The following is a 23585-nucleotide window of genomic DNA, read 5'->3' on the forward strand; positions in this document are numbered from 1 at the left end:
AGAAAGAATTTTATAAAGGTCCAGAATGAATACTCGCCATTTTAGTCAACTTCCAAAACCTTATTTAGCCTATCCGAAAGTGATTCAAGGCCTAATTTTTAAAAAGCCGAAGGGTGAAAAAGTACTACCGCAAGTTGAATATGTGGTGGATTCATTCAAGGTCGATCAAAAACATTTAAAAGCTTACAATGAAGTTTGTGGCTTTAAGAATAACGGTTATATTCCAGCCATTTATTTGGCGGTGCTGTCTCAAAGCCTGCAAATGCACATGATGACGCAAGAAGCGTTTCCATTTGCGATTTTAGGGCTGGTGCATATTCGTAACCAGATTAAGCAAACCCGTAAAGTTGGGGTAAATGAACAGCTGACGTTATCTTGCAAGTTTGGTGAATTACAAGCACATGACAAAGGCGTCCAGTTTGACTTCATTACCACTGCAAAAATAGGCAATCAAGTGGTTATGGAAGGTACAACCACTTATCTTGCGCGCCAAAAAACCAATGGCAAAGTTGCAGCTAAAGTCGCTGAATCAAAAGTACCTGCATATGAAGTGCAAGCAGAGTGGAATGTATCGGAGAATACCGGTCGCCGTTATGCTTTAACTTCGGGTGATTTTAACCTGATTCACATTCATGCCATTACCGCAAAAGCCTTTGGTTTTAAACAAGCTATTGCCCATGGCATGTGGAGCAAAGCCAAAGCACTGGCAAGCTTAACGCTTCCAGACAGCTATGAAGCAGATGTATGGTTTAAGTTGCCAATGTACTTGCCATCTAAAGTTGAGTTTTTAACTGCCAATAAAGGTAAAGACATCGAATTCCTGATTCGAAATACCAAGAACCAAAAACCGCATGTATTGGGTAGTATTAAAGCTCTATAATTGCAAAGCCTAAGTCACTGCTGATTTAGGCTTTTTTATTTTAAGCTTCGGGTAAATAACAAATAATGACTGGTTTAGGGAAAGCACAGTTTAATGAACAAAATAAAAGAATATATCTTCGCCAATACAGAAAATTATCAAGGTCAGGTGGATAAGCGTTTTAAAGACCTCGCCAAACAATTTAGCCGTATGCAGGATGCACGGACAGATTTAGGTGGGGCAGCCCTAGTCGTTTATTTCCAAGGGCAAAAAGTCGTTGATATTTACACAGGTAAAAAATCAACAACTGAAAACTGGCAATCCGATACTCTGTCCGTGTGCTATTCCACGGGTAAAGGTGTACTTTCGACACTGGCTCATATTTTAGTGAGCGAAGGTTTTTTAGATTACGACACGCCGGTTGCACAGTATTGGCCTGAATTTTCACAGAATGGTAAAGCGAAAATCACGTTAAGATATATACTGAGCCATCAAAGTGGTTTGTATGACATTCGCAATCATATTGCTGATGCATCGGAGATGGCAGACTGGTCACATATGCTTGATGTCATTGCAAAAGCAAAACCACGTTTTGAATTAGGCGTGGATGCAGCTTATCAACCCTTAACTTTTGGCTGGCAAGTGGGTGGCGCGCTTGAAAAGGCCACAGGAAAACCGCTGTCAGATTTAATGCAACAGTATTTGGTTGAACCATTGGCATTAGATGGGGCGTACTTTGGTATTGCTGAAGCTGAGTTGGCTCGGGTTGCAAGACCATTGGTAAAATTAAAAACAGAAGCAAAGCCTTCATTGCAAGCAAAACCGCAACCCAAAAAAGCTTCACTATTTGACAAAGTAGTTGAGTGGTCAGGACAAAACCCCCAAGACTTCCAGGATGCTATGATTCCCAAGGGAATGAAAAAATTCAGTTTCTTTAGCGATGAAGGTTTAAAAGCCGTAATTCCTGCTGCAAATGGAGTTTTTACTGCAAATAGTCTGGCGAAAATTTATGCCATGCTGGCAAATGGTGGAGAATGGAACGGTCAGCAATTGATTCGCCCAAATATTTTTAAAAATTTGAGTGCAGTTCAATATACCAAGCGTGACCGTATTATGCCTTTACCTATGCATTGGCGTTTGGGCTATCATCGGGTTTTAACCTTAGGGAAATCATCAAGAGGGTTTGGGCATATGGGCTTCAATGGTTCTGGGGCGTGGTGTGATCCGGAACGTCATTTAAGTTTTGCTTATACTCATAATTTTGCTACAGGTTCGATTGCGGGTGATTATCGTCTGTGGGGTTTAACTCAAGCAACTTTACGTTGCGCAGATGCAGCATTAACAGGGCGTAAGGGATGGTTTTAAACGGTATATCATTTAAAAATGTTAGCGCATATTCTGAAGGCGTAAATTCGGTAAAAATGTGATATTTTCCTTACACTAAAATCTCTACATTGGGTTGTCCTGATGAAAAAGCCGCTTCTTATTCCCCTGATTGCTTCTTCTGTCTTGTTGGGTTGCCAGGATTCTACCCAGTCAAATAGTGAAAATAACAAGCAAGTTGATCAGGTTTCCGAGCAAAAAGTTACGGTTGCGAAATGGGTCGGGGAATATCAAGGCACTACACCATGCATGGGCTGTATTTCACGTTGCGAGGAATGTCCGGGCATGGCTGTAGATTTAGTGCTCAATCCGGACAGGACTTATACTTTAAAACGGGAAAGTTTAAGTGGCCATAATGAGATTGAAACCATTCAAGGTCATTTCCGGTTTAGTAATCCCGATCAAAATAAACTGGAATTAATACAGGTCAAGACCCGCAATTTAATCTATGTGGATTTAGATCAGCAACTGCTTGAAATTCTGGAAGATCAGACGGGGAATGTTTATAATTCCGAAGATGATTTTATTTTAGAAAAGAATGGATAATTAATTTCTTGAGATTCTCGCAATATTGGAAAAATAGTTCTACTTATCTCGTATTTGATTGAAAGCTTTTGCAGATTGTTCATTCACTCTTAGTCAAAAAAACAGTATGCTTAGACCTGTAAATAGGAGCATACATGTATCAAGTACTTGCGCGTAAATATCGTCCACGCAATTTTATTGAACTGGTTGGACAGAACCATGTGTCACGAGCACTGACCAGTGCCTTAGAACGTGGTCGTTTACATCATGCGTATTTATTTACCGGCACACGTGGGGTAGGTAAAACCACGATTGCGCGTATTTTGGCAAAGTGTTTGAACTGTGAAACGGGTGTAACCTCTACGCCGTGTGAAGTGTGCGCAACTTGCACCGCAGTCAATGAAGGTCGTTTTATCGATTTGATTGAAATTGATGCGGCGTCACGGACCAAAGTTGAAGATACTCGTGAACTACTGGATAACGTTCCGTATGCACCAACGCAGGGTCGTTTTAAGGTTTACCTTATCGATGAAGTGCATATGCTGTCTACGCATTCATTTAATGCGTTACTGAAAACACTAGAAGAACCCCCTGAACACGTTAAATTCCTTTTTGCGACGACCGATCCACAAAAGCTGCCGATTACCGTCATTTCTCGTTGTTTGCAGTTCACTTTGCGTCCATTGGCAGTGGATGAAATTACTGAACATCTGACTCATATTTTACAGAAAGAAGAAATTCAGGCAGAACAGGATGCAATCTGGCAAATTGCTGAATCTGCACAAGGCTCACTCCGTGATGCGCTGTCTTTAACTGACCAGGCGATTGCGTATGGTCAGGGCGAAATTCAGCATCAAGATGTTAAAGAGATGTTGGGCTTGATTGACCGAACCATTATTTATGATCTGGTCTTAGCCATCCATCAAAATCAAAAGCAGCGTGTCAGTGAATTGTTGATGCAATTTAGACAACAGGCTTTAGATGTTTCGCTGGTTTTAGATCAGTTGATTTCAACGCTGCATGAACTGGCTTTACTGCAATATTTACCAGATTTAAGCTTGAAATATAGTGCTGAAATTAATAAAAAAATTATGCAATTATCGCAGATCATTTCAGCGCAAGATTTGCAGTTATATTATCAAGTGGCATGTAAAGGTCGTGCCGATCTGCAACTTGCAGTGACACAAGAACAAGGCTTTGAAATGTGCGTATTGCGCTTACTCGCGTTCCGTCCATTACAACCGAATGAAGTTTTGGTGTCGGCACCACAGCAGCTTCAGCAACAAGCACCACAGGTCGCTTTTCAAGCGCCCGTACAAAATGCACAACCACACGTTGAAGAATATCAAGAACCAGCAGCCCCCGTTTCTGAAATTCAATCATCAGTAAGTACGCAGATTCATGAACCATCTTCGGATGATTTCCTGGACGAACCGATGCTTGAGGTTATAGAGCCGAATTCAACAACAGGCTCGAATCAAATTGTATTTGATCCTGCTGCGGAAGATGCATTGTTCGATTTAGATGAGTCGAATGATGAGGTTAATGTTGTAACAGAGAACGCTGATCAAGCAGAAGCGAGCAGTGATGATTTTCTATTCGATGAAATTGCACCGTTAAATGATGCTTTTGATACTGAAACTGCAAAGCCTCAAGATAATATTGCTGTGGTAGATCAAGCGGAAGATTTATTGTTAAGCCAAGAACAGATGCCGATTGAGTCTGTGCACGTTGAAGTTGCACCAGTCAAAGTTATCGATGAGCCGGTTCTTGAATTAGAACCACCGAGTCTTGAAGAAACTAAAGTAGCGGTTAAAGCTGTATCCACACAAGATTCCGGGTTAATGCCACAAGATATTTTAAGACTAAGCCCTCAACAGCTTGAAGGGGATTGGACGATAGATAAGTGGGAATACTGGTTTAGAAATAGCACATTATCACCCGCGGTACAGGAATTGGCACAACAAGGTGTGATGACGGGTCAGATTGATGGCGAATCGTTATTTCATATTCCACCGCAATATGAACAGTTGTTAAATCAGTTACAACATGCATTAGAGCAAGCTTTGAAAACTGAATGGCCGAATACTCATTTTCAGGTCAAATATGCTGAAGTTGAAACAGCGACGCCGTATAACATGCAGAATGAACGTAAACAGAGAGCCTATGCACGTGCTTCAGAGCTACTTCATGCAGAAGCAGCGGTGAAGGATATTCTGCAAAACTTTGATGGTGAAATACAGAATATCCAGCTTAAATAAGTTTATTCATTCACACAATATTGAGATAAAGCATCCCGCATTTCGATTGGAATCGGGGTGCTTTTTCGTGTCTGGCGATCAACAAATACATGGACGAAATGACCTTGTGCAGAGGCGACATCGTGAAATGGTTTAAAAATCGCTAAATCGTATTGCATGGATGAATTGCCAAGTTTGGAAATCACTACACCGACCTCAATAATTTCAGGATAAGAAAGTTCCTGAAAAAAACTGCAGGCTGAATCGACCACCAATCCAATGACTGGGGAAGATCGAATATCAAAGTCTGCCTTTTCAATCAATAAGGCATTGGCTGCAGTATCAAAATAACTGTAATAGGTAACATTGTTGACGTGACCATAGATATCATTATCTGACCAGCGCGTTTGTATGGGTAAGAAGTATGAGAAATCAGCACGTTGTTTGGGTATTTGCTTCATTGTGATTTCATTTTCTATCGATCATTTATATTCAGTTGTACTGTTAAAAATAAATGAATGCAAGAGGTTAAAAGCAAGGTCATCTACGGGTAAGTAAATGACTTTGCGATATGCTTTTTTATTAATAAGATTTTTCGATTACATTAAAAAATCGCTTAAAAATAATATTAAGATCAATAAAATACAAATTATGCATAAACAGCTTGATAAATGTATCGGGCATCCTGCAATTTGAGTTCACGCGGATTATTTTGTAAAAGTCTGGTTTGCAACATGGCATCATTGGCTAATTGCTCAAGCTTGGTTTCCGGCACATTTAAATCTTTTAGTTTTAAAATCAAGCCGCTTTTATCAAGGTGATTTTGCATATGATCAATAAATAAATCGCATAAACCATCTGTACTGCCGGTACTTTTTGGATCTATCCAACACATCAATTCAGCATAAAGTTGTTTTGCATTAGGGGCGTTAAACTTTAAAACTTCGGTTAAGACCAAAGCATTGCTATGCCCATGCGAGATATGAAAATGCCCACCTAAGGGATAAGCCAGTGCATGTACCGCAGCGACTGGAGCGTTAGCAAAGGCTTGACCGGCAAGCATTGAGCCGACCAGCATATTTTGACGTGCTGCTAAATTCTGTCCATCTGCCAATACCAGGCTTAAGTTGTTATTGAGTAAACGTAATGCCTGTTTGGCTAACATATCTGCGTAGGGATTCTTTTTTATTTTTGATGTATAGGCTTCAATCGCATGCACCATTGCATCTATACCTGTTGCCGCCGTGATGTGAGCCGGTAAGTTTTGGGTAAAGGTCGCATCTAAAATGGCGACATCAGCAAATAAAACTGGAGAGACAATCCCGGTTTTGGTGGTTTCACCGGTGGTAACAATAGAAATAGGCGTTACTTCAGAACCCGTACCTGCCGTGGTTGGAACTAAAAATAATGGCAGTCTTGGATTTCTAGCATTATTGATACCGTACAGATCTTGCAACATTTGTTGTTGTTCGGGATGTGCCAAAATGGCGATCACTTTTGCGACATCTAATGAACTGCCGCCCCCAAAACCTAACACGATATCTGTCTTTTCATTTTTCGCGAATTGAACTGCATCTAGAACAATATGTTCGGGTGGGTCCGCTTGAACGCTAGAATAAATCACATAATCAAGTTGAATGGTTTCTAAAATTTCAATAATCGGTAAGTGTAATTGTTGCTGAATCATACCTGCATCGGTTACCAATAACAGCTTTTTATAGGATTGCTGTTGGAATAATTGCTTTAACTCATAGATTGAGCCGAGCCCTGAAATAATATTCGAGACAGTCTGAAATTGAAAATGGCTCATCTATTGCATCCTTTTTTATATCAAATTCAAGATTATTGTTTTAGCGTTCTATAGGATTCCTCCTATAAATAACTTAACATAAGGCATCTGAAAATAAAGTAGTTATTGAGGTTGTTATGTCATCCAAAACGCCATATAAGGTGTTATGTGTGTGTTTAGGAAATATTTGTCGCTCTCCCACGGCAGAAGTTGTTCTTAGACATTTTTGTGATAAGAAACAACTTGATATTGTGATTGATTCAGCTGGAACCAGTAATTACCATCCCGGAAAAGCACCTGATGAACGTAGTCAGAAACATGCGTTAAAACGTGGCTATGATTTATCAGCCTTGCGTGCACGCCAATTAAAGCCTCAAGATTTCATTGAATTTGATCTGATTCTGGCAATGGATCATGAAAATTTATCGAATATTCAATCACTTTTAGTACAAGCACATAGCGAGTATGGTGCAAGTCAAATTCGGGCAAAAATTGCATTGATGAGTGAACATGATCAAACTTATCTCAAGCAAGCTTTGCCAGACCCATATTATGGCGGGGTAGAGGGTTTTGAGCGTGTACTCGATCAGTGTGAGTCGAGTAGTTTGGCGTGGGTCACTATTTTTAAACAACAGTTCAAACAACAGATAGATGTGAAATAAAGGTTTAAGCACATGAATATTCAAACTCAAATTCAACTTAAGCCTTTTAATACCTTAAGTCTTGATGCAACTGCATCGCATTACCTTAAAGTTCAATCTCAACAAGAATTGGTGGATGCCTTAAATTATGCCAGGCAGCAGCAGTTAAACGTTCTGATTCTGTCTGGTGGCAGCAATATGTTACTACCTGAACATATTCATGCGCTCGTGCTTCATATGGATATTCAGGGTATTGAATATCTTGCTGAAGATGAACATAGCAAGACTGTTCGTGTAGGCGCAGGGCAAGTCTGGCATGACTTTGTACTATGGACGACAGAAAATCATTTATACGGTTTGCAAAATCTAGCGCTTATTCCGGGGCTGGTGGGTGCTTCTCCGGTACAAAATATCGGGGCTTATGGGGTTGAAGCAGGTGAATTTATTGAGTCGGTTGAGGTTTATGACCGCCAATTAGAAAAATTTAGCATTATTCTTGCTGCAGATTGTGATTTTTCATACCGGCATAGTATTTTTAAAGATGATCCGAATCGTTTTGTGATTACTCATGTGACTTTTAAATTGCTTAAGCACGCACATTTGATGCTGAATTATGGTGATCTCAAGCAAGCCGTAGGCGATCAACAGACTGCTGAAAACTTGCAAAAACAAGTGATTCAAATCCGTCAAAGCAAATTACCAGATCCAAAAGAATATGCGAATGTAGGAAGTTTCTTTAAAAATCCGATTGTTTCAGAACAGCTTTATGACCATTTAGCACTATCATTTCCGAATTTACCCCATTACCCTCAAGCTCAAGGTGGCATTAAAATTGCAGCAGGTTGGTTGATTGATCAATCGGGTTGGAAAGGTAAGCAGCTGGGTATGGTGGGGATGTTTCATAAACAGGCCTTGGTTTTAGTAAATTATGATCAGGCGACCTTGGCGGATGTAAAAGCGACTTATCATGCCGTACAACAGGATGTTCAGCAAAAATTTAACATTTTATTAGAACCTGAACCGGTATTGTTTGATGAAACAGGTTTAATTCGCTCACATTTGGAATAAGAAAATTATGGTGAAATCGCATTGGATGGTTCGATTGGTACAAGTAGCATCCGTGTTATTTGTTCTTTTCGGCTGTTTCATGGTTTTGATTTATTCGCCATTTTATTCAGGCTGGGTGGTGAAAGCCCTGAATAGTTTTGTTCCAGTTGAAGTCAATCAGGTTGCTGCGAAAAGTCAACAAATGGCTGCATTGAGTGAACATGAAAGTCTGGAGCCAGGATCTAGATTATGGATTGCTCGACAAGCCTATTTAAAGTTGATGGAAGAAGCGATCCAAAGCCATAATTCAGAGAATTTGACGGTGATTCAAGCGCGATATAAAGCCTTGCAACACATGATTGAGGACGCACAACAGCAAGAAAATGAGCAAGAGGAAAAGCCGCGTATTCCGTTGCTTGCAAAACCCATGGATAATGAGATAGAACAAGAAGATCCTACTCAAGCAGTTAAAGATTTATTGGATTTGAACAGCACTGAAAATAAGGCGTTGATGGAAAAATATGTAGAATTTCTTCACACGCATAAAATTGAACAGGAACAAGTCGCTCAAGAACCTGTCGATGAAACCATTTACCAAGATATCGCATTGATTCAAGAACAAAATGAACAACCCCCGCTGCAAAGTTCAAAACCTTATGCGATTGTGGTCTTGGGTGGCGGACTCACTTTGGATAAAAATGGCAAAGATATTGTGGTGAACGACTATACACGCCTACGCTTAGAAAAAACTTTAGCCATCGAAAAAGAATATCAACTGCCGATTGTACTCAGTGGTGTAGAAGCACCGTATATGCAGCGCTGGCTGAAAGAACATCAGGTAGACGCGAAATTACTGGAAGATCGAAGCATGAATACCTGCGAAAATTCGCGGTTTAGCTCGTTATTATTGCAAAAAAAGGGTGGAGCACCACGGGTGATATTAATTACCGACCGTTATCATATGCCGCGTACGCGTCGTTTATTTGCCTTAAATGGGATTGAAACTGTACCTGTTGAAGCACCTATGCCGACACGTCTGACACACTGGCGTCCAAGCGAACAAAATTATGATCATAGCCGCCGTGCCAATTATGAAATTTTAGCCACGATTCGTGATGTCTGGTTTGGTTCCAGTGATTGTCGGGAGGTGCCTTAATGCCAGATATCCCATTTTTAAATCCAACTATTTTAAAACAGCTGGATTTGCCGGTGCCGAGTCGAGAAACCACACCTCAACTGCTTGAAGCCTTAAACCTGAGTAAGCCTTATCAACCTTCAGTGGAAATCCAGGCTTATCGTAAGTTATATGGTTTGCATTTGCTGGATTGTGAGCATTGGCAAGGCTATGTGCAAATGCCTTTGTTTAAATTGCATGTACAGGTATTCCAACCCAATTTAGCCAATATTGCTTTTAATAAAATACGCGGAACCGTATTTTTATTGCATGGCTATTTGGAACACAGCGGTATTTACCAGCCGATTATTCGCGAATTACTGGAACAGGGTTTTAGTGTCATTACCTATGATTTGCCTGGTCATGGTTTAAGTGATGGTTCGCCCGCAAACATCAAGAACTTTGATCATTATCAGCAGGTTTTACATGCTGTTTATCACTATGTTAAAAATGCCAGTCAATTACCCAAACCATGGTTGGGAATTGGCCAGAGTACCGGTGGTGCTATTTTGCTGCATCATCTATTAGAGTTTGCGGAGCGTCGTGAAAATCCATATGTGGAGCGTGTTTTATTACTTTCTCCACTGATTCGACCTGCGAAATCGGCGTGGTGGCATAATTCTGTGGGTTTGGGCATTATTCGACGGATCAAGCGTCAAGTGCCACGTCATTTTAGACGCAATAACCACAATCCAGAGTTTCTACGCTTTGTGCGTTTAAAAGATCCTTTGCAGCCACGTATGATGGGTATGGACTGGATTTTGGCCATGTCCAAATGGATGCAGGAAATGGAGGCACGTCCAGCATGCCGTATTCCGGTATGGTTGGCGCAAGGTGCCCAAGATCAAACTGTGGACTGGCGTTATAACATTGAGTTTATTCGTCGCAAGTTCCGTTTGCAGACCTTGTTGATGCTTGAAGAAGGTTCACATCAGTTAATCAATGAACGTGCGGATATTCGTGCGGCATTGACTGGACTCATTCCGGCATTTTTACATGCACAAAGTTCAGATGGTTATTATTAAATTTCATAAAAATCAGTGAATCAAAAAAGGTCGTATGAGCAAAGATAAGTCAGTTAAATAATGAGCTGGCTTTTCTTTTTAAATTCCACATAGTGTTTGAGTGTTTGATATACGGACATGTCATCCGCAACCTGAGCAAAAACGAAACACTGTTTTGTTTGTAGCGCAAGGCAAAGCAGAGGTATTTTATCTAAACTGTTTTTGCAAAAAGTTATTTTAAGTGCAGAAATTGAACAGGTTTTGCGGTGAGGTGCATTGCACCGCAAGATGCTTTTTTTGCGAACTCAAAATATATTTTGAGGCTTCTCATTTGGCGAATAAGAAATACTGTTTCGCAAGGAACAAATGAGCTTCAGACATTTGATTCAAAAATAGTAAGACTTCTTCGTGAATGATCAAAATGCTAAAGAGTGGGTTGAAAACCTTATAACGATCAATCGAGATTAGTCGTTATAAGCTCTTTTTTGCTAAATACCCGCATATCTATCACTCAAAGCAGGGTTAAAATTTCTCAGCATGCGCTAAATTCCACATCCGAAAGTAAAAGTTTTCAGCATCTTTATTTTCACAGCTGAGCAATTCACCTTCTTTTAACCAAAAGTGTAATTGCGCATAATTTTTGATTTCTCGGTCGTTAATCCGTTGCGCCAGATGATGAGCCTTAATATCCGCTGGGTGTTTTAGTCCAGCCGCAGCAATCATTTCAGACAAAGCCAGCATGGTATTTTTATGGAAATTTAATACACGTACGGCTTTGGTTGGAACATGCAGGGCTTTTTGCCGCTCTTTGTCCTGAGTTGTAACACCAACGGGACATTGGTTGGTATGACAACTTTGCGCTTGAATACAACCGACTGCGAACATAAATCCACGTGCTGAATTCACCCAATCTGCACCAATCGCCATGCTGCTGGAAATATCAAAAGCACTGATAATTTTACCACTCGCACCGACTTTAATTTGATTACGCAAACCTGCACCAACCAAAGTATTATGCACAAATAGCAAGCCTTCGCGTAAAGGCGTACCCACGTGGTCAATCAGTTCAATCGGGGCTGCACCTGTGCCACCTTCAGAACCATCCACCACAATAAAGTCGGGCACAATTTTAGTTTCCAGTATGGCTTTAACAATACTCATAAATTGCCAGGGCTGACCAATACACAGCTTAAACCCAACCGGTTTACCACCAGATAGCTCGCGCAGTTGCTGAATGAAATGCATCATTTCGATGGGGGTATTAAAGGTTGAATGTTTTGAAGGAGATACGCAGTCATGATCGCGACTAATACCGCGAATTCGGGCAATTTCTTCTGAAATCTTGCTTTTAGGTAAAATACCGCCATGACCCGGTTTTGCCCCTTGCGATAACTTAATTTCAATCATTTTGATTTGCGGTAAAAGGGCCTGTCGGGTAAATTTTTCAGGATCAAAGTGTCCATCTACAGTACGACAGCCAAAATAAGCACTGCCCAGTTCCCAGACAATATCTCCACCATTTTCCAGATGATAAGGGCTAATACTGCCTTCACCTGTATCATGATAAAAGTTGCCCATTTTCGCTCCCAAATTTAAAGCGCGAATCGCATTGGCACTCATGCTGCCAAAACTCAGGGCAGAGATATTCATAATCGAAGCACTATAAGGCTGCTGACATTGATGATTACCGATCTGAATCCGAAAACTGTCAGGATGGGCAGGCTTGCAGGGGGTAATGGAATGGGTAATAAAACGGTAATCTTGTTGATAGACATTAATAATCGAACCGAAGGGTTTATCTGCATTTTCATTCTTTGAGCGTTGATAGACCAAGCTGCGTTGCATCCGGGAAAATGGCAGGGCATCTTGATCGGCTTCAATAAAATACTGGCGAATTTCGGGGCGGAAATCTTCAAAAATAAAGCGGAAATGTCCCATGATCGGATAGTTTTTTAGGATTGAATGCTTGTTTTGCAGGACATCATATAAGCCGACTAAACTCAGTACGCCTGAAATCAGCCATAAAGAATTCAGCAAGGTGTCGGAAATAAAATAATAAATATAATGTGGAGCGTAAACAATCCGGAACCAGCTAATGGTAAGGGCAGTGAAAATAAAAGTGAACCAGACTGAGTAACGTGAGAAAAAAGTATTTAAAAGCTTATGTCTAACAATCTGAACGGGACCTGGCATTCTAGTTTTTCCAAATTATTATGAATCAATTGAATTTGCCTATTTTGCGTACATGCTGCAAGTTCTGATTTGTAAAACTCAAGCTGGTGCTAGAAATGGCCAACAGTAGGTCAATATGGTCATTATTAATTATTTTATTAAATAATTATTGAATTTAAATAAAAGACTTATTCTAAAAAAAATAAGTTAAGAGGGGTTTGATTGTATTGGATATGAATTGAGCATAATTAAAATCCAGAATAAATGCTTAATAAAAAATCTGCTTAAGGCTTCTGATCTTATGATTTCTCAATACTTAGATTATGGAGTACATTGATTTTACGTTAGCAACAGAGGTAATTCATATGACGATGAAATCAATCCGATATAACAGTGGAGATCTAGCGTGCTAAAGCTCAATGTTCTTCACTCCATAAATGAGATCCATAGCCATCAAGCTTTGTGGTGGGGTGAGAAAATAAAGCCTGATGTTCTTGAAGCCACAATACGATAATAAAAAATAGATCTAAATAGAAATATTCTCCAGTCCCAATCATTGGGACTTTTTTATTTCAGTTATTTTATTTAATCAGTAATTTGACGAACTGCATTCGAAACTTCAATCGGTTCGATCTGCTGAATCTTGTTGCCAAATCCTCTTAACCACCATACCAGCTGTGAAGTAAAAGGTACGGTTGCGGTGATTTGGGCTAAACCATGGTCCAGTTTTTGGATGGTCTGGTCTTTACTGAGTTGGCTTTCGTCAAAGTAATGAGCATCTTCTTCAGTCATGGTAAGTTTTAAAGCGATATTTTCGGTCGGCTGGTTATAGTCGACTCTAAATCCTAGAGCACCAGAATCGATATAAGCATCAATATCAAAGTTAACCGGATGCATTGCACGTGAATTTAAAACAATAGCTGATTTAAAACGGTGCAGGGCAAAAGTTTGAATATCAGTTTTATCATGGCGGGTACAGATTAAATAAATAATTGCACCTTTTTGTACTAAAGCTAAGGGGTTTAAAATATAGGTTTTTTCTTCACTTAAGTGGCTACGCCCCTGATAAACACATTCCAGTTGTTTGTCTTGCAGTAAACCTTCATAAATTGCTTGTTGCGCCAGTTTATCGACTACAGGCGGAATTAAAGGTTGAGTGGCCGGAACAATACGCACCCGATTAATCCATTGTCGAACATTATTTTGGGTGGACAAGCTACGGCGTGCCAAGTCAAACCAGGGATTCATTTCCTCAATCAGACTAGGGGGTAACAAGTGTTTTAAATGTTCTTCGACCATCATAAAGGTCACCGCTTGAGAACTGGTCATATGCGGTAAGCTTTGAATGGGTGCATCTGAACGCCAACGCCAGCCTTGAGGTACAGTTTTACTGCTTTCAATAGGAAAGCGCAGCGAGATCTGATTTAAGTCACGCTGAATAGTACGCAAGCTGATATCAATACCTTCACGTTGCAGAATTTCTTGTAATTCTCGGGTACCCATCCACTTTCCAGTAGAAAGACGAGATAAAATTTGCCACTGTCGGTATAGGCTGTTGGACGTTTCTTTTTCTTGTGAAGACATAACTAACATTAAAAATCGAGTAGATTGTTTATAGCTGCATTAAATCAGGAAAACAATAAAAAAACTGAATATTTTTCTCAAATTTTTCTACCTCTCTGTCAATAATTTGAAACATGTTAAGTCTCAAAATGCCATTGATTGTACATAACTTTAGTGTGTAAATAGAAAAACGATAAAAGGATTTTTTATTGGCATATATTTTGCTTTGCACTATTTAAGAATAGATAACAATTATGAGGGTAATATGTTTAAAGAAAATGATCGGATACCTCCAGTTTCTACGATTGAACATTTCCCTAATACTTTGGGGACAGATACTCCTACGCCAATCGCAGTAAAAGTTAACAACCACTCTAAAAATAATGGCTTATTTCAACAGTTTAAATCACATTTTTTTAATGAATTAGTAGATGATCAAACCGTATCAGGAGAAACTTGCAACAAGATTGAACATTGGTTATCACAACATACGATTGATGAATTAAAGTCATTAAACCAAGCAGCGAAAGATCACTTTTTGTATGAGGGCATTACTTTTACAGTCTATGGGGAGTCAGAAGGGATTGAACGAACGATTCCGTATGATCTCATTCCACGGGTGATTGAGAAAAAGCAATGGAATGAAGTCGCATTGGGCTGTGCACAACGGGTACACGCGCTGAATTTGTTTTTACACGACATTTACCATCAGCAAGATATTTTAAAAGCCAATATTGTGCCTGAATTACAAGTGCTGACGCATGAAGCCTATCAGCCACATATGTATGCACATGACTTAAAAGGTAAAATTTACAGTCAAATTAGCGGAATTGATATTGTTCGTGACCGTCATGGCGAGTTTTATGTACTGGAAGATAATTTAAGAACACCTTCAGGCGTGTCTTATATGCTAGAAAGCCGCAAAATCAGTCAGAAACTCATGCCCGATTTATGCCAGCAAAACAATATTCTGAGCATTGAACAATATCCGCAATTACTTAAAGAAGTCTTGGCTGAAAATGCTTATGTCGATAAGCCTTTTATTGTGGTGTTAACGCCTGGACGCTATAACAGCGCATATTATGAGCATTCTTTTCTGGCAAGAGAAATGGATGTGCCTTTAGTGACATCACGTGATCTTTTTGTAGAAAACGATAAGGTTTATGTCAAAACCATCCGTGGAAGACAGCAGGTTAATGTAATTTATCGTCGAGTGGATGATGCATATCTAGATCCATTATGTTTTATGCCTGATAGTACTTTAGGGGTGGCCGGCTTAATGTCTGCCTATTTGCGTCACAATGTTGTGATTGCAAATGCACCGGGTACTGGTGTGGCGGATGATAAATCCATCTATCCATATGTCGATAAAATGATTCATTTTTACTTAGGTGAACAAGCAATCTTAAAAAATGTGCCAACTTATCAATGTCGCGAAGCTCAAGACCTGGATTATGTCCTATCTAACTTGGAGCAATTGGTGGTGAAAGAAGCCCAAGGTTCGGGTGGGTATGGCATGTTGATTGGTCCTCAAGCCTCAAAAAGTCAAATTGACTCATTTAGAGACAAAATTATTGCTGCACCGAATTTATATATTGCGCAGCCGACTCTGGATTTATCAGTCTGTCCAACGATAAGTGATTTTGGGGTGGCAGAGCGTCATATCGATTTACGTCCCTTTGTACTCAGTTCACCTTATCGGACAGAAATCGTACCCGGTGGTTTGACACGTGTGGCAATGCAGGCAGGATCTTTAGTAGTGAATTCTTCACAAGGTGGTGGAGTTAAAGACACATGGGTGGTCGATAATCTTCATTCTTAAACATCTAACCATGGGAAAGAAGTCATGATTTTATTAAATAGTAATGCTCAGCATATTTTTTGGTTAGGTCGATATTTAACCCGTATTCAATATTTGTGTAGTCAGTTTCCATTTCAGAATAACCAGGATGCATTGGAATATGCGCATGCATTTTGCTTGCCGGCTTTTGATGCAAGCTCGCTGAATACTTTATTACTTGATGCAAAACAACCGTCATCTTTTAACAAGCAATTTCAACATGCCAAAGATAATGTCCAAGATTTACGGGGAATATTCTCCGCAAAAGCGTATGCAGAACTCAATCAACTCATTAAAAATACGACTGAAAATGCGGCTTATATTTGTGATGTAGCGGGAGAATGTCAGGATGTTTTAGAAGCTGAATCTGAAGATATCTTCCTGTTTTTTACTTTGGGGCAGAACATAGAGCAGTTAGATCGACAACTTCGACTTAAGCAGGATCGCAGCACAACTTTGGAGAATATTGATAAAACAGTAGAGCTGTTAAATAAGATTGGTTGGAAAGGCGTGGACAGTGCATGGCAGCAGCTTAAGTTAAATCCAGACAGTATGAATTTTTACCACTTCAGTGACCATATCCAAAACCTATTTGAGGTAGATGTATGAAGCTGATGATTAATCACCAAACACATTATCAATATACTGATTTAGCGCGTAACAGCATTCAGTATATTAAAATGACTCCATCCAGCAATGCGCATCAGCACGTGTATTCTTGGAATGTGAGTGTGCCAGGTGAAAAAGAAATTAAATCTGATGCTTTTAATAATATCTGGATTACCAGTTCGCAGCGCAAGCCTTATAGCCAGATGACCATTATGGCGCAAGGTATTGTAGAGATGAACCCGAATACCCAATTTGGAATTGAGAGCTCAATTAATCCCAAATTGTTTTTACAACCTACGCCTAGTACCTTATGTAATGCAGAAATGAAAAGTTTTGCAGAGTCTTATGTGCCTCGGGTTAATCGTGAAAACTTAATCGTTTTATCTGAAGCTATACTCAATTATATCCCGTATGTACCTGATCAGACCTCTGTACAAACCTCTGCCATTGATGCCTTTCAATGTCGACAAGGGGTATGTCAAGATCATAGTCATGTGTTTATTGCGATGTGTAAATATTTAGGCGTGCCTGCACGCTATGTATCAGGTTATCTATTTGTACCGAATACCTCTCACCTTGCAAGTCATGCTTGGGCAGAAGTATTTTTTGAAAATTCGTGGTATTGTTTTGATATCAGCAACCAGTTATTTACACCTAATTCACATATCTATGTGGCAATCGGTCGAGATTATTGGGATGTTGCACCAGTAAGAGGCATAAGAGAGCGCGGTGGTATTGAGTCGATGAATTCTATAGTTCAAGTGCTCGCTTGCTGAAATTTTAAAAGTCATAAGGAGCTCTCATGACTTATTGTTGTGCGCTACGTTTAAAAGATGGTTTGGTCTTTGTGAGTGATACTCGTACCAATGCGGGTGTAGACCACATCTCTGTATTTCGTAAACTCTATACCTTTGGTGTGGAGGGTGAGCGATTTATCACGATACAAACTTCTGGAAATTTAGCGACAACACAAGCTGTTATTGGTCATTTGAATAATCACTTGGAACTGAGCCAAGAACCCAACTTATATAGTGTCAATACTATGTTTGAAATGGCGGAGTTGGTGGGACAGACCTTAAGAAAAGTGATTGCCGATGTTACAGCAGATGTTCACGAACCTAATAATTATTATTGTAGTCTTCTACTAGGTGGACAAATTAAAGGTTCAGCCATGCAACTTTATAATATTTACCCACAAGGTAACTGTATTAGTGCAACTGAAGACACGCCTTATTTTCAAATTGGGGAAAGTAAATATGGCAAACCGATATTGGACCGGGCCTTAATTTATGAAATGCCTTTAGATGAGGCAGTCCGTTGTTGTTTGATCTCGTTTGATTCTACTTTACGTTCTAATGTTTCAGTCGGAATGCCATTAGATACAATCGTTTATCATAAAGATTCATTACACATTCCTAACGGCAAACGTATCTATGAAGAAGATCCGTATTTTAGGCAACTGAGTAAACAGTGGTCAGACACTTTACGCCGCGGCTTGCAGAAACTGCCTATTCCAACAGATGATTATCTAGATTAAATATAGCTATAAAAAACCCAAGTACAAACTTGGGTTTTTTTATGAGCCAGCACGTTACTTTCTTATTGGGCGAGCACTGAGGCGACACAAGAGTTCATAACCAATCGTACCATTGGCTTCAGCCACATCATCGACCAAGCGGTTTTTACCCCAAAGCTCAACTTCTGTACCAATTTTTGCGTTTAAGCCTGTAACATCAATGGCAATCATATCCATGGCAACACGACCAATTACACGAGTTTGTTGACCATTAATAGCCACATAGTTCTGTTTAGGGAAAGCACGCGGGTAGCCATCACCATAACCAATTGAAACAATGGCTAAATCCATTTCTTTTTCAGCAGTAAATGTTGAACCATAACCTACCGATTCACCCGCCTGAATATGGTTTAAAGCAATGATTTCAGCAGTAAAGGTCATCACTGGTTTAAGGTCTAAATCATGTGCTGATCTATCTGCAAATGGAGATGCACCATAAAGCATGATCCCGGGACGAACAAAATCAAAATTTAATTCAGGCCAGTTATAAATGGCTGCTGAGTTACAGCAAGAAGCCATTACTGGCGCACAAGCTTCTTTAACCTGAAGAAATTGATTTTTTTGTTGTTCATTTAACGGGTGATTTTCTGCATCAGCATTGGCAAAGTGCATCGCTAAAACACAAGTAAAACCTTCCGTTTTAAGGGAATTAATGACTTCAATAATCTCAGGTACTTTAAAACCTAGACGGTTCATACCACTATTGAGTTTGACCCAAACTTTTAAGTTTTTGCCAATATAAGCATTTTTATATGTTCGCAACCAGTCGAGTTGTTGTTGCTGATGTACGACGCATTCAATGTTATTTTCAACCACAACCCGCATTTCATCTTCAGAGAAAATACCTTCGATGAGGGTAATCGGGTGTTGATAGCCGAGTTCACGAATTTCAAGTGCTTCTTCGAGGCAGGCAACACCAAAGGCATCCGTTCCACTTAAGGCTGCTAAACAGTCTTTGACTCCATGTCCGTAAGCGTTGGCTTTAACCATACTTACAATTTGAGCAGTTGTTGCAAGTTGTTTAACACGGTTTAAATTATATTGCAGAGCATCTTTGTCAATATAAACTGTTGCTTGGCGCACCCTGGTGACTCCTTGGGGTTACAATGAAACATTACAGCAATTTGAAACAATCACTTATAAGCTACAATCAGAATATTATGGGTATGCTTTTGATCTCACTCAAAAGGGAGTGAGGAACTTAAGCAGAATAGAGGGCCATATTGTATTCCTATGGCTGAAAATAAACACTAATTTAAAGTATATTTCAATTAAATTTTAGATAGCCTTGCTTGTTCTGTTATTAAAATATTAACAGTAGCTGATAATACTTTTTTATCTCTTCCTATATTTAAAGTTGATTAAGTTGTAGAAAGATATGCGGAGCTAAAATCAGGTTTCACTTAAAAGGATTAAAGTGCAGACTTGGAGAAAAATGGGCAGCTAAAAAAACGAGGTCATCACCTCGTTTTTTATTACTTACTCTTCATCATTATATTGAGCATAAAACTCTGGTGAAAGGTTACTAAATCGCGTGTATTGACCTTCAAAAGCCAGACGCACCGTACCAATAGGACCGTTACGCTGTTTACCAATAATAATTTCGGCAGTGCCTGCTTCTTTGGATTCTTTGTTATAAACCTCATCACGGTAAATAAACATGATTAAATCGGCATCCTGCTCGATCGCACCGGATTCACGAAGGTCAGACATCACAGGACGTTTATTTGGTCGGTTTTCCAGTGAGCGGTTAAGCTGTGAAAGGGCAATCACCGGACACATCATTTCTTTTGCCAAAGCTTTTAAGCTTCGTGAAATTTCCGAGATCTCACCGACACGGTTGTCGCCCATACCGGGTACTTTCATTAACTGCAAGTAATCGACCATGATACAGCCAATTTTACCGCCATGCATTTTGGCAATACGACGTGCGCGGGCGCGTAATTCTGTTGGGGGGAGGGCAGACGAATCATCGATATACAGATTTTTTTCTTGAAGCTGTAAAATCGTACCTGTCACTTTAGACCATTCATCACCATCCAGTTTCCCGGAACGTAAATGACCTTGGTGAACTTTACCGTAAGCCGAGATTAAACGCATGGCAATCGAATCTGCCGGCATCTCCATGGAGAAAACAAGGGCAGGTAGATCACAGTTAAATAGCACACTTTCCACCAAGTTCATGGCAAAGGTGGTTTTACCCATAGATGGACGTGCAGCGACAATAATCAAGTCACCCGATTGCATCCCCGAGGTTTTGTTATCCAGCTCCATAAAACCTGAAGTTAAACCGGTAATACTGCCTTCCATTTGCGACAATTCATTTAACTTGTCAAAAACATCGGCAACTACAGCATTAATTGGTTTTGGACCTTGAGCTTTGGCATTATTATTATGTTGTTCAGCAATAGAAAAAATATTGGTTTCAGCAAGATCTAAAATTTCACTGACACTACGACCTTTGGTGTCATAAGCATTCTGTAAAATTTCAGAGCTGACTTTAATCATGCTGCGTAAAGTTGAAAATTCTTTAATTTTATTGGCATAGGTTTCCAGGTTATAAAAACTAGAAGGCGAGTCTGCCATGAGTTGCATTAAATATTCTTCACCACCGACAGCATCCAATAAATTTTGTTTGATTAGCCAATCATTAACTAAGACTGCATCGTAAGGTGAGTTTTCTTGAGTTAATTTTTCAATGGCGCGAAAAATATACTTATGACGTGTCGCATAAAAATCATTTTCACTGAGTACATCACCCACTTGTTCGAAAGACTCAGCCACGGTCATTAGCGCTGCAAGCACCGCTTGCTCGATCGCCAAGTTATGTGGTGGAGTACGAAACTCTTTTAATTGGCCTGACTCATTCCCTTTATTATCTACTTTAGATGAGTTAAGCATAGCATTGGCATTCGCCTGTGACATATAAAACCCTGATTTTAAATGCGATAAAGAAGTAATTTGAAAATTGGGACGAATAGTGAATTTTCAACGATTTTCGTCTAGACAGATGATACCTGTTCTTAAAAAAAATGCGAATCGAAAATTTCATTGAGCTAAAAACAGTAAAAATAAGTTGTATTCACTACTTTTAGTAAATCTGGATAAGCTATTTTGCCTATTTTTACAGATAAAAAAAAGAGCATGCAAAAGCATGCTCTTTTTCTTGCAGAAAATTACTCAGATACGATAGTAACGAGAACTTCAGCAGTAACATCATGATGCAATTGAATTGCGATATTGAATTCACCAGTGTTGCGAAGCGCACCATTTGGTAAACGAACTTCTGCACGGTCAACTTCAAGACCAGCATTCGTTAACGCGTCAGCGATGTCACGAGTACCGATTGAACCGAATAGTTTACCTTCGTCACCAGCTTTAGCAGTGATTACGATGTTAACTTCGTTCAATTGATCAGCACGTGCTTGAGCAGCAGCTAAAACATCAGCTTCAGCTTTCTCAAGTTCTGCACGACGAGCTTCAAAAGCAGCAGTATTCGACTCAGTCGCTGCTACTGCTTGACCTTGAGGGATAAGGTAGTTGCGGCCGTAACCAGCTTTAACTGAAACTTTATCGCCTAATTTACCAAGGTTTTTAATGCGTTGTAATAAGATAATATCCACAGCTCAACCTCACTTATGATTGTCAGTGTAAGGGATCAAAGCCAAGTAACGAGCTTGTTTAATAGCAAGCGCTAATTGACGTTGGTAACGAGCTTTAGTACCTGTAATACGGCTAGGAACAATCTTGCCGTTTTCAGTGATGTACTGTTTTAAAGTATCGATATCTTTGTAGTCGATGTACGCAACTTTCTCAGCTGTAAAGCGGCAGAACTTGCGACGACGGTAAAAACGTGCCATTAATGTTCTCCTTATGCTTCAGCAGAGTCTTGAGATTGTTGTGCTTCTTCACGTTGTGCTTTACGCGCACGTTTTTCTTCAGCACTTTTAGCAAGCAATGATTCTTCAGTGATTGCGTTTTCACGACGAATAATAACATTACGAAGGATTGCATCGTTATAACGGAACAATTCTTCTAATTCATTAAGCGTAGTTTGACCACATTCAACATTCATTAAAATGTAGTGAGCTTTATGAATTTTGTTAATTGGGTAAGCCAATTGACGACGGCCCCAATCTTCTAAACGGTGAATTTGACCTTCAGCTTCTTTGATGTGAGTTAGGTAACGTTCTACCATACCCACAACTTGATCGCTTTGGTCTGGATGTACCAAAAGTACGATTTCGTAGTGACGCATTGTCAGCTCCTTACGGTTTATGCAGCCCCTAACTTTTGAAAAGTCAGAAGCAAGGAGTCACAACTAAAGTTGTGTCGCAAAAAATTGCGAAGCGTGAATTTTAGTGGTTTTAAGCTAAAATTACAAGAGCAGTTTTCTGAAATACTGAATTTATATACGTGGTTTTGAGCGTAATAGAAAAACAACATAGCCTTTGAATTGAGGATCTTGCTGTATAAAGGCAGGGTTAGTCCATTGACCATTTTGTACCAGTCCCACTTTATAAGGTAAATGCATAGCGGAAATTCGTTTTAAGTAGCTTTGATAATTTGGAATTGTGCTTGTGCCTTGATATGTTTGGATGATCAGTTCATTAATATTTTGTCGTAGCAAATCCAAAACTTGCGGATCTTGAATATTTGTCCAGTCGAGTAAACCTGTGATACTGATTTGATATTGTTTAGGTAATTGCTTTCTTAATGTTTGAAGAAATAAGGCATATTGCTTTAGATTTTTTGTCTTTGCATCGAAGTCAATTTGAATGCCTTGAATTTTATTTCCCGCATTTTCCCATTGTTTGATACGGTTTAAAATTTTTTCTAATTCAGATTTTTGCCAGTTTAAGTGATGGTTTCGATATACCAGCCAAACTTTTTGATGCGGTATTTTTAGAATTGAGACACCTTGAGGAGTGAATATTGAGCTTTGTGTAGATTGATCTAAACGGATTTCGCCTTGTAAAATATAAAGCTCTTTGGCTTGTTTTAAATAAGCGGCAGTGGAAATATCTCCCCAAATCCAAAAACTAGCGTATTGATTGGCATCAACCATGTTTTTAGCTGAAGCAGATTGACTCGGTTGGCATGCGATTAAACTCAAACCACAAAGTAAAATAATAATAATCGAGTGAATCTGCTGTAGCATCT

The 23585-nt window shown here is 39.5% G+C and carries 21 protein-coding genes and 1 pseudogene; 12 read left to right on the plus strand and 10 right to left on the minus strand.

Translation table 11 applies throughout. The annotated features are described in order from the left end of the window. Positions 1-25: 25 nt before the first annotated feature. From ACP69Y_RS10805 to dnaX, 4 genes are all read left to right on the plus strand, one after another. Positions 26-880, plus strand: a complete 855-nt coding sequence (locus ACP69Y_RS10805) for a MaoC family dehydratase (RefSeq protein WP_425918399.1) — start codon at positions 26-28, stop codon at positions 878-880. A 93-nt stretch (positions 881-973) separates the two neighbouring features. Next, entirely contained in the window at positions 974-2224 is a 1251-nt protein-coding gene (locus ACP69Y_RS10810) for a serine hydrolase domain-containing protein (protein WP_425918400.1), read from the plus strand. Positions 2225-2326: 102 nt separating this feature from the next. After that, positions 2327-2788, plus strand: a complete 462-nt coding sequence (locus ACP69Y_RS10815; protein ID WP_425918401.1) for a copper resistance protein NlpE N-terminal domain-containing protein — start codon at positions 2327-2329, stop codon at positions 2786-2788. Positions 2789-2922: 134 nt separating this feature from the next. Further along, entirely contained in the window at positions 2923-5028 is a 2106-nt protein-coding gene (dnaX, locus tag ACP69Y_RS10820) for a DNA polymerase III subunit gamma/tau (RefSeq protein ID WP_425918402.1), read from the plus strand. Between the two features lie 2 nt (positions 5029-5030). Here dnaX and ACP69Y_RS10825 read toward each other — a convergent pair whose 3' ends face one another. Then, positions 5031-5468, minus strand: a complete 438-nt coding sequence (locus ACP69Y_RS10825) for an acyl-CoA thioesterase (protein WP_425918403.1) — start codon at positions 5466-5468, stop codon at positions 5031-5033. A gap of 188 nt (positions 5469-5656) precedes the next feature. Continuing rightward, positions 5657-6817: an iron-containing alcohol dehydrogenase gene (locus tag ACP69Y_RS10830; protein ID WP_425918404.1), complete on the minus strand. Its 1161-nt coding sequence runs from the start codon at positions 6815-6817 to the stop codon at positions 5657-5659. Positions 6818-6933: 116 nt separating this feature from the next. Here ACP69Y_RS10830 and ACP69Y_RS10835 point away from each other — a divergent pair, with 116 nt between their 5' ends. The 4 genes from ACP69Y_RS10835 to ACP69Y_RS10850 are packed head-to-tail and all read left to right on the plus strand — an operon-like array spanning position 6934 to position 10683. Continuing rightward, entirely contained in the window at positions 6934-7458 is a 525-nt protein-coding gene (locus ACP69Y_RS10835; protein ID WP_425918405.1) for a low molecular weight protein-tyrosine-phosphatase, read from the plus strand. A gap of 12 nt (positions 7459-7470) precedes the next feature. Continuing rightward, a complete protein-coding gene (gene murB, locus ACP69Y_RS10840; protein WP_425918406.1) occupies positions 7471-8505 on the plus strand; it encodes a UDP-N-acetylmuramate dehydrogenase in 1035 nt (344 codons plus the stop codon). Between the two features lie 7 nt (positions 8506-8512). Further along, positions 8513-9640, plus strand: coding sequence for a YdcF family protein (locus ACP69Y_RS10845; protein ID WP_425918407.1), 1128 nt, complete (start codon positions 8513-8515; stop codon positions 9638-9640). Continuing rightward, the gene (locus ACP69Y_RS10850; RefSeq protein WP_425918408.1) at positions 9640-10683 is read left to right on the plus strand and encodes an alpha/beta hydrolase; all 1044 of its coding nucleotides are present in this window, start codon (positions 9640-9642) and stop codon (positions 10681-10683) included. Before ACP69Y_RS10845 ends, ACP69Y_RS10850 begins: the two co-directional genes overlap by 1 nt. 501 nt (positions 10684-11184) lie before the next feature. On the opposite strand, the gene ACP69Y_RS10855 is transcribed toward ACP69Y_RS10850, so the two are convergent. Continuing rightward, positions 11185-12855 carry an FMN-binding glutamate synthase family protein gene (locus ACP69Y_RS10855; protein WP_425918409.1) on the minus strand — a complete coding sequence of 557 codons (1671 nt, stop codon included), beginning with the start codon at positions 12853-12855 and terminating at the stop codon, positions 11185-11187. 564 nt (positions 12856-13419) lie between these two features. Next, the gene (locus ACP69Y_RS10860) at positions 13420-14418 is read right to left on the minus strand and encodes a helix-turn-helix transcriptional regulator (protein WP_425918410.1); all 999 of its coding nucleotides are present in this window, start codon (positions 14416-14418) and stop codon (positions 13420-13422) included. 367 nt (positions 14419-14785) lie between these two features. Here ACP69Y_RS10860 and ACP69Y_RS10865 point away from each other — a divergent pair. From ACP69Y_RS10865 to ACP69Y_RS10880, 4 genes and pseudogenes are all read left to right on the plus strand, one after another. After that, positions 14786-16219: pseudogene (locus ACP69Y_RS10865) on the plus strand (circularly permuted type 2 ATP-grasp protein); the annotation flags it as partial. A gap of 24 nt (positions 16220-16243) precedes the next feature. After that, a complete protein-coding gene (locus ACP69Y_RS10870; protein ID WP_425918411.1) occupies positions 16244-16846 on the plus strand; it encodes an alpha-E domain-containing protein in 603 nt (200 codons plus the stop codon). Then, positions 16843-17622 carry a transglutaminase family protein gene (locus tag ACP69Y_RS10875; protein WP_425918412.1) on the plus strand — a complete coding sequence of 260 codons (780 nt, stop codon included), beginning with the start codon at positions 16843-16845 and terminating at the stop codon, positions 17620-17622. Before ACP69Y_RS10870 ends, ACP69Y_RS10875 begins: the two co-directional genes overlap by 4 nt. A gap of 26 nt (positions 17623-17648) precedes the next feature. After that, positions 17649-18383: a peptidase gene (locus ACP69Y_RS10880; RefSeq protein ID WP_425918413.1), complete on the plus strand. Its 735-nt coding sequence runs from the start codon at positions 17649-17651 to the stop codon at positions 18381-18383. 54 nt (positions 18384-18437) lie between these two features. Here the strand turns inward: ACP69Y_RS10880 and alr are convergent, their stop codons facing one another. The 6 genes from alr to ACP69Y_RS10910 form a co-directional block, all read right to left on the minus strand. Beyond that, the gene (gene alr / locus ACP69Y_RS10885) at positions 18438-19505 is read right to left on the minus strand and encodes an alanine racemase (RefSeq protein ID WP_425918414.1); all 1068 of its coding nucleotides are present in this window, start codon (positions 19503-19505) and stop codon (positions 18438-18440) included. A 396-nt stretch (positions 19506-19901) separates the two neighbouring features. Beyond that, complete coding sequence (gene dnaB / locus ACP69Y_RS10890; RefSeq protein WP_131216160.1) at positions 19902-21347, minus strand: replicative DNA helicase; 1446 nt, start codon at positions 21345-21347, stop codon at positions 19902-19904. A 251-nt stretch (positions 21348-21598) separates the two neighbouring features. After that, the gene (rplI, locus tag ACP69Y_RS10895; protein ID WP_131216159.1) at positions 21599-22045 is read right to left on the minus strand and encodes a 50S ribosomal protein L9; all 447 of its coding nucleotides are present in this window, start codon (positions 22043-22045) and stop codon (positions 21599-21601) included. Positions 22046-22054: 9 nt separating this feature from the next. Then, on the minus strand, positions 22055-22282 hold the full coding sequence (gene rpsR, locus ACP69Y_RS10900; RefSeq protein WP_004676982.1) for a 30S ribosomal protein S18: 228 nt from the start codon (positions 22280-22282) through the stop codon (positions 22055-22057). Positions 22283-22293: 11 nt separating this feature from the next. Further along, positions 22294-22680: a 30S ribosomal protein S6 gene (rpsF, locus tag ACP69Y_RS10905; protein WP_053578020.1), complete on the minus strand. Its 387-nt coding sequence runs from the start codon at positions 22678-22680 to the stop codon at positions 22294-22296. A gap of 150 nt (positions 22681-22830) precedes the next feature. Beyond that, positions 22831-23583: a DUF3142 domain-containing protein gene (locus tag ACP69Y_RS10910; protein ID WP_425918415.1), complete on the minus strand. Its 753-nt coding sequence runs from the start codon at positions 23581-23583 to the stop codon at positions 22831-22833. Positions 23584-23585: the final 2 nt, after the last annotated feature.

It is taken from the genome of Acinetobacter sp. TSRC1-2 (assembly GCF_049895885.1).
In the GTDB taxonomy this organism is placed as follows: domain Bacteria; phylum Pseudomonadota; class Gammaproteobacteria; order Pseudomonadales; family Moraxellaceae; genus Acinetobacter.

What these genes read in the sequence shown, in the direction of transcription:
- murB (WP_425918406.1), top strand. Translation starts at nt 7,471, where the DNA reads ATGAATATTCAAACTCAAATTCAACTTAAGCCTTTTAATACCTTAAGT.
- ACP69Y_RS10810 (WP_425918400.1), top strand. Translation starts at nt 974, where the DNA reads ATGAACAAAATAAAAGAATATATCTTCGCCAATACAGAAAATTATCAA.
- ACP69Y_RS10835 (WP_425918405.1), top strand. Translation starts at nt 6,934, where the DNA reads ATGTCATCCAAAACGCCATATAAGGTGTTATGTGTGTGTTTAGGAAAT.
- ACP69Y_RS10815 (WP_425918401.1), top strand. Translation starts at nt 2,327, where the DNA reads ATGAAAAAGCCGCTTCTTATTCCCCTGATTGCTTCTTCTGTCTTGTTG.
- ACP69Y_RS10910 (WP_425918415.1), bottom strand. Translation starts at nt 23,583, where the DNA reads ATGCTACAGCAGATTCACTCGATTATTATTATTTTACTTTGTGGTTTG.
- ACP69Y_RS10845 (WP_425918407.1), top strand. Translation starts at nt 8,513, where the DNA reads ATGGTGAAATCGCATTGGATGGTTCGATTGGTACAAGTAGCATCCGTG.
- dnaX (WP_425918402.1), top strand. Translation starts at nt 2,923, where the DNA reads ATGTATCAAGTACTTGCGCGTAAATATCGTCCACGCAATTTTATTGAA.
- ACP69Y_RS10850 (WP_425918408.1), top strand. Translation starts at nt 9,640, where the DNA reads ATGCCAGATATCCCATTTTTAAATCCAACTATTTTAAAACAGCTGGAT.
- dnaB (WP_131216160.1), bottom strand. Translation starts at nt 21,347, where the DNA reads ATGTCACAGGCGAATGCCAATGCTATGCTTAACTCATCTAAAGTAGAT.
- ACP69Y_RS10880 (WP_425918413.1), top strand. Translation starts at nt 17,649, where the DNA reads ATGACTTATTGTTGTGCGCTACGTTTAAAAGATGGTTTGGTCTTTGTG.
- ACP69Y_RS10805 (WP_425918399.1), top strand. Translation starts at nt 26, where the DNA reads ATGAATACTCGCCATTTTAGTCAACTTCCAAAACCTTATTTAGCCTAT.
- rpsF (WP_053578020.1), bottom strand. Translation starts at nt 22,680, where the DNA reads ATGCGTCACTACGAAATCGTACTTTTGGTACATCCAGACCAAAGCGAT.
- ACP69Y_RS10875 (WP_425918412.1), top strand. Translation starts at nt 16,843, where the DNA reads ATGAAGCTGATGATTAATCACCAAACACATTATCAATATACTGATTTA.
- ACP69Y_RS10855 (WP_425918409.1), bottom strand. Translation starts at nt 12,855, where the DNA reads ATGCCAGGTCCCGTTCAGATTGTTAGACATAAGCTTTTAAATACTTTT.
- ACP69Y_RS10860 (WP_425918410.1), bottom strand. Translation starts at nt 14,418, where the DNA reads ATGTCTTCACAAGAAAAAGAAACGTCCAACAGCCTATACCGACAGTGG.
- rpsR (WP_004676982.1), bottom strand. Translation starts at nt 22,282, where the DNA reads ATGGCACGTTTTTACCGTCGTCGCAAGTTCTGCCGCTTTACAGCTGAG.
- ACP69Y_RS10830 (WP_425918404.1), bottom strand. Translation starts at nt 6,817, where the DNA reads ATGAGCCATTTTCAATTTCAGACTGTCTCGAATATTATTTCAGGGCTC.
- ACP69Y_RS10870 (WP_425918411.1), top strand. Translation starts at nt 16,244, where the DNA reads ATGATTTTATTAAATAGTAATGCTCAGCATATTTTTTGGTTAGGTCGA.
- ACP69Y_RS10825 (WP_425918403.1), bottom strand. Translation starts at nt 5,468, where the DNA reads ATGAAGCAAATACCCAAACAACGTGCTGATTTCTCATACTTCTTACCC.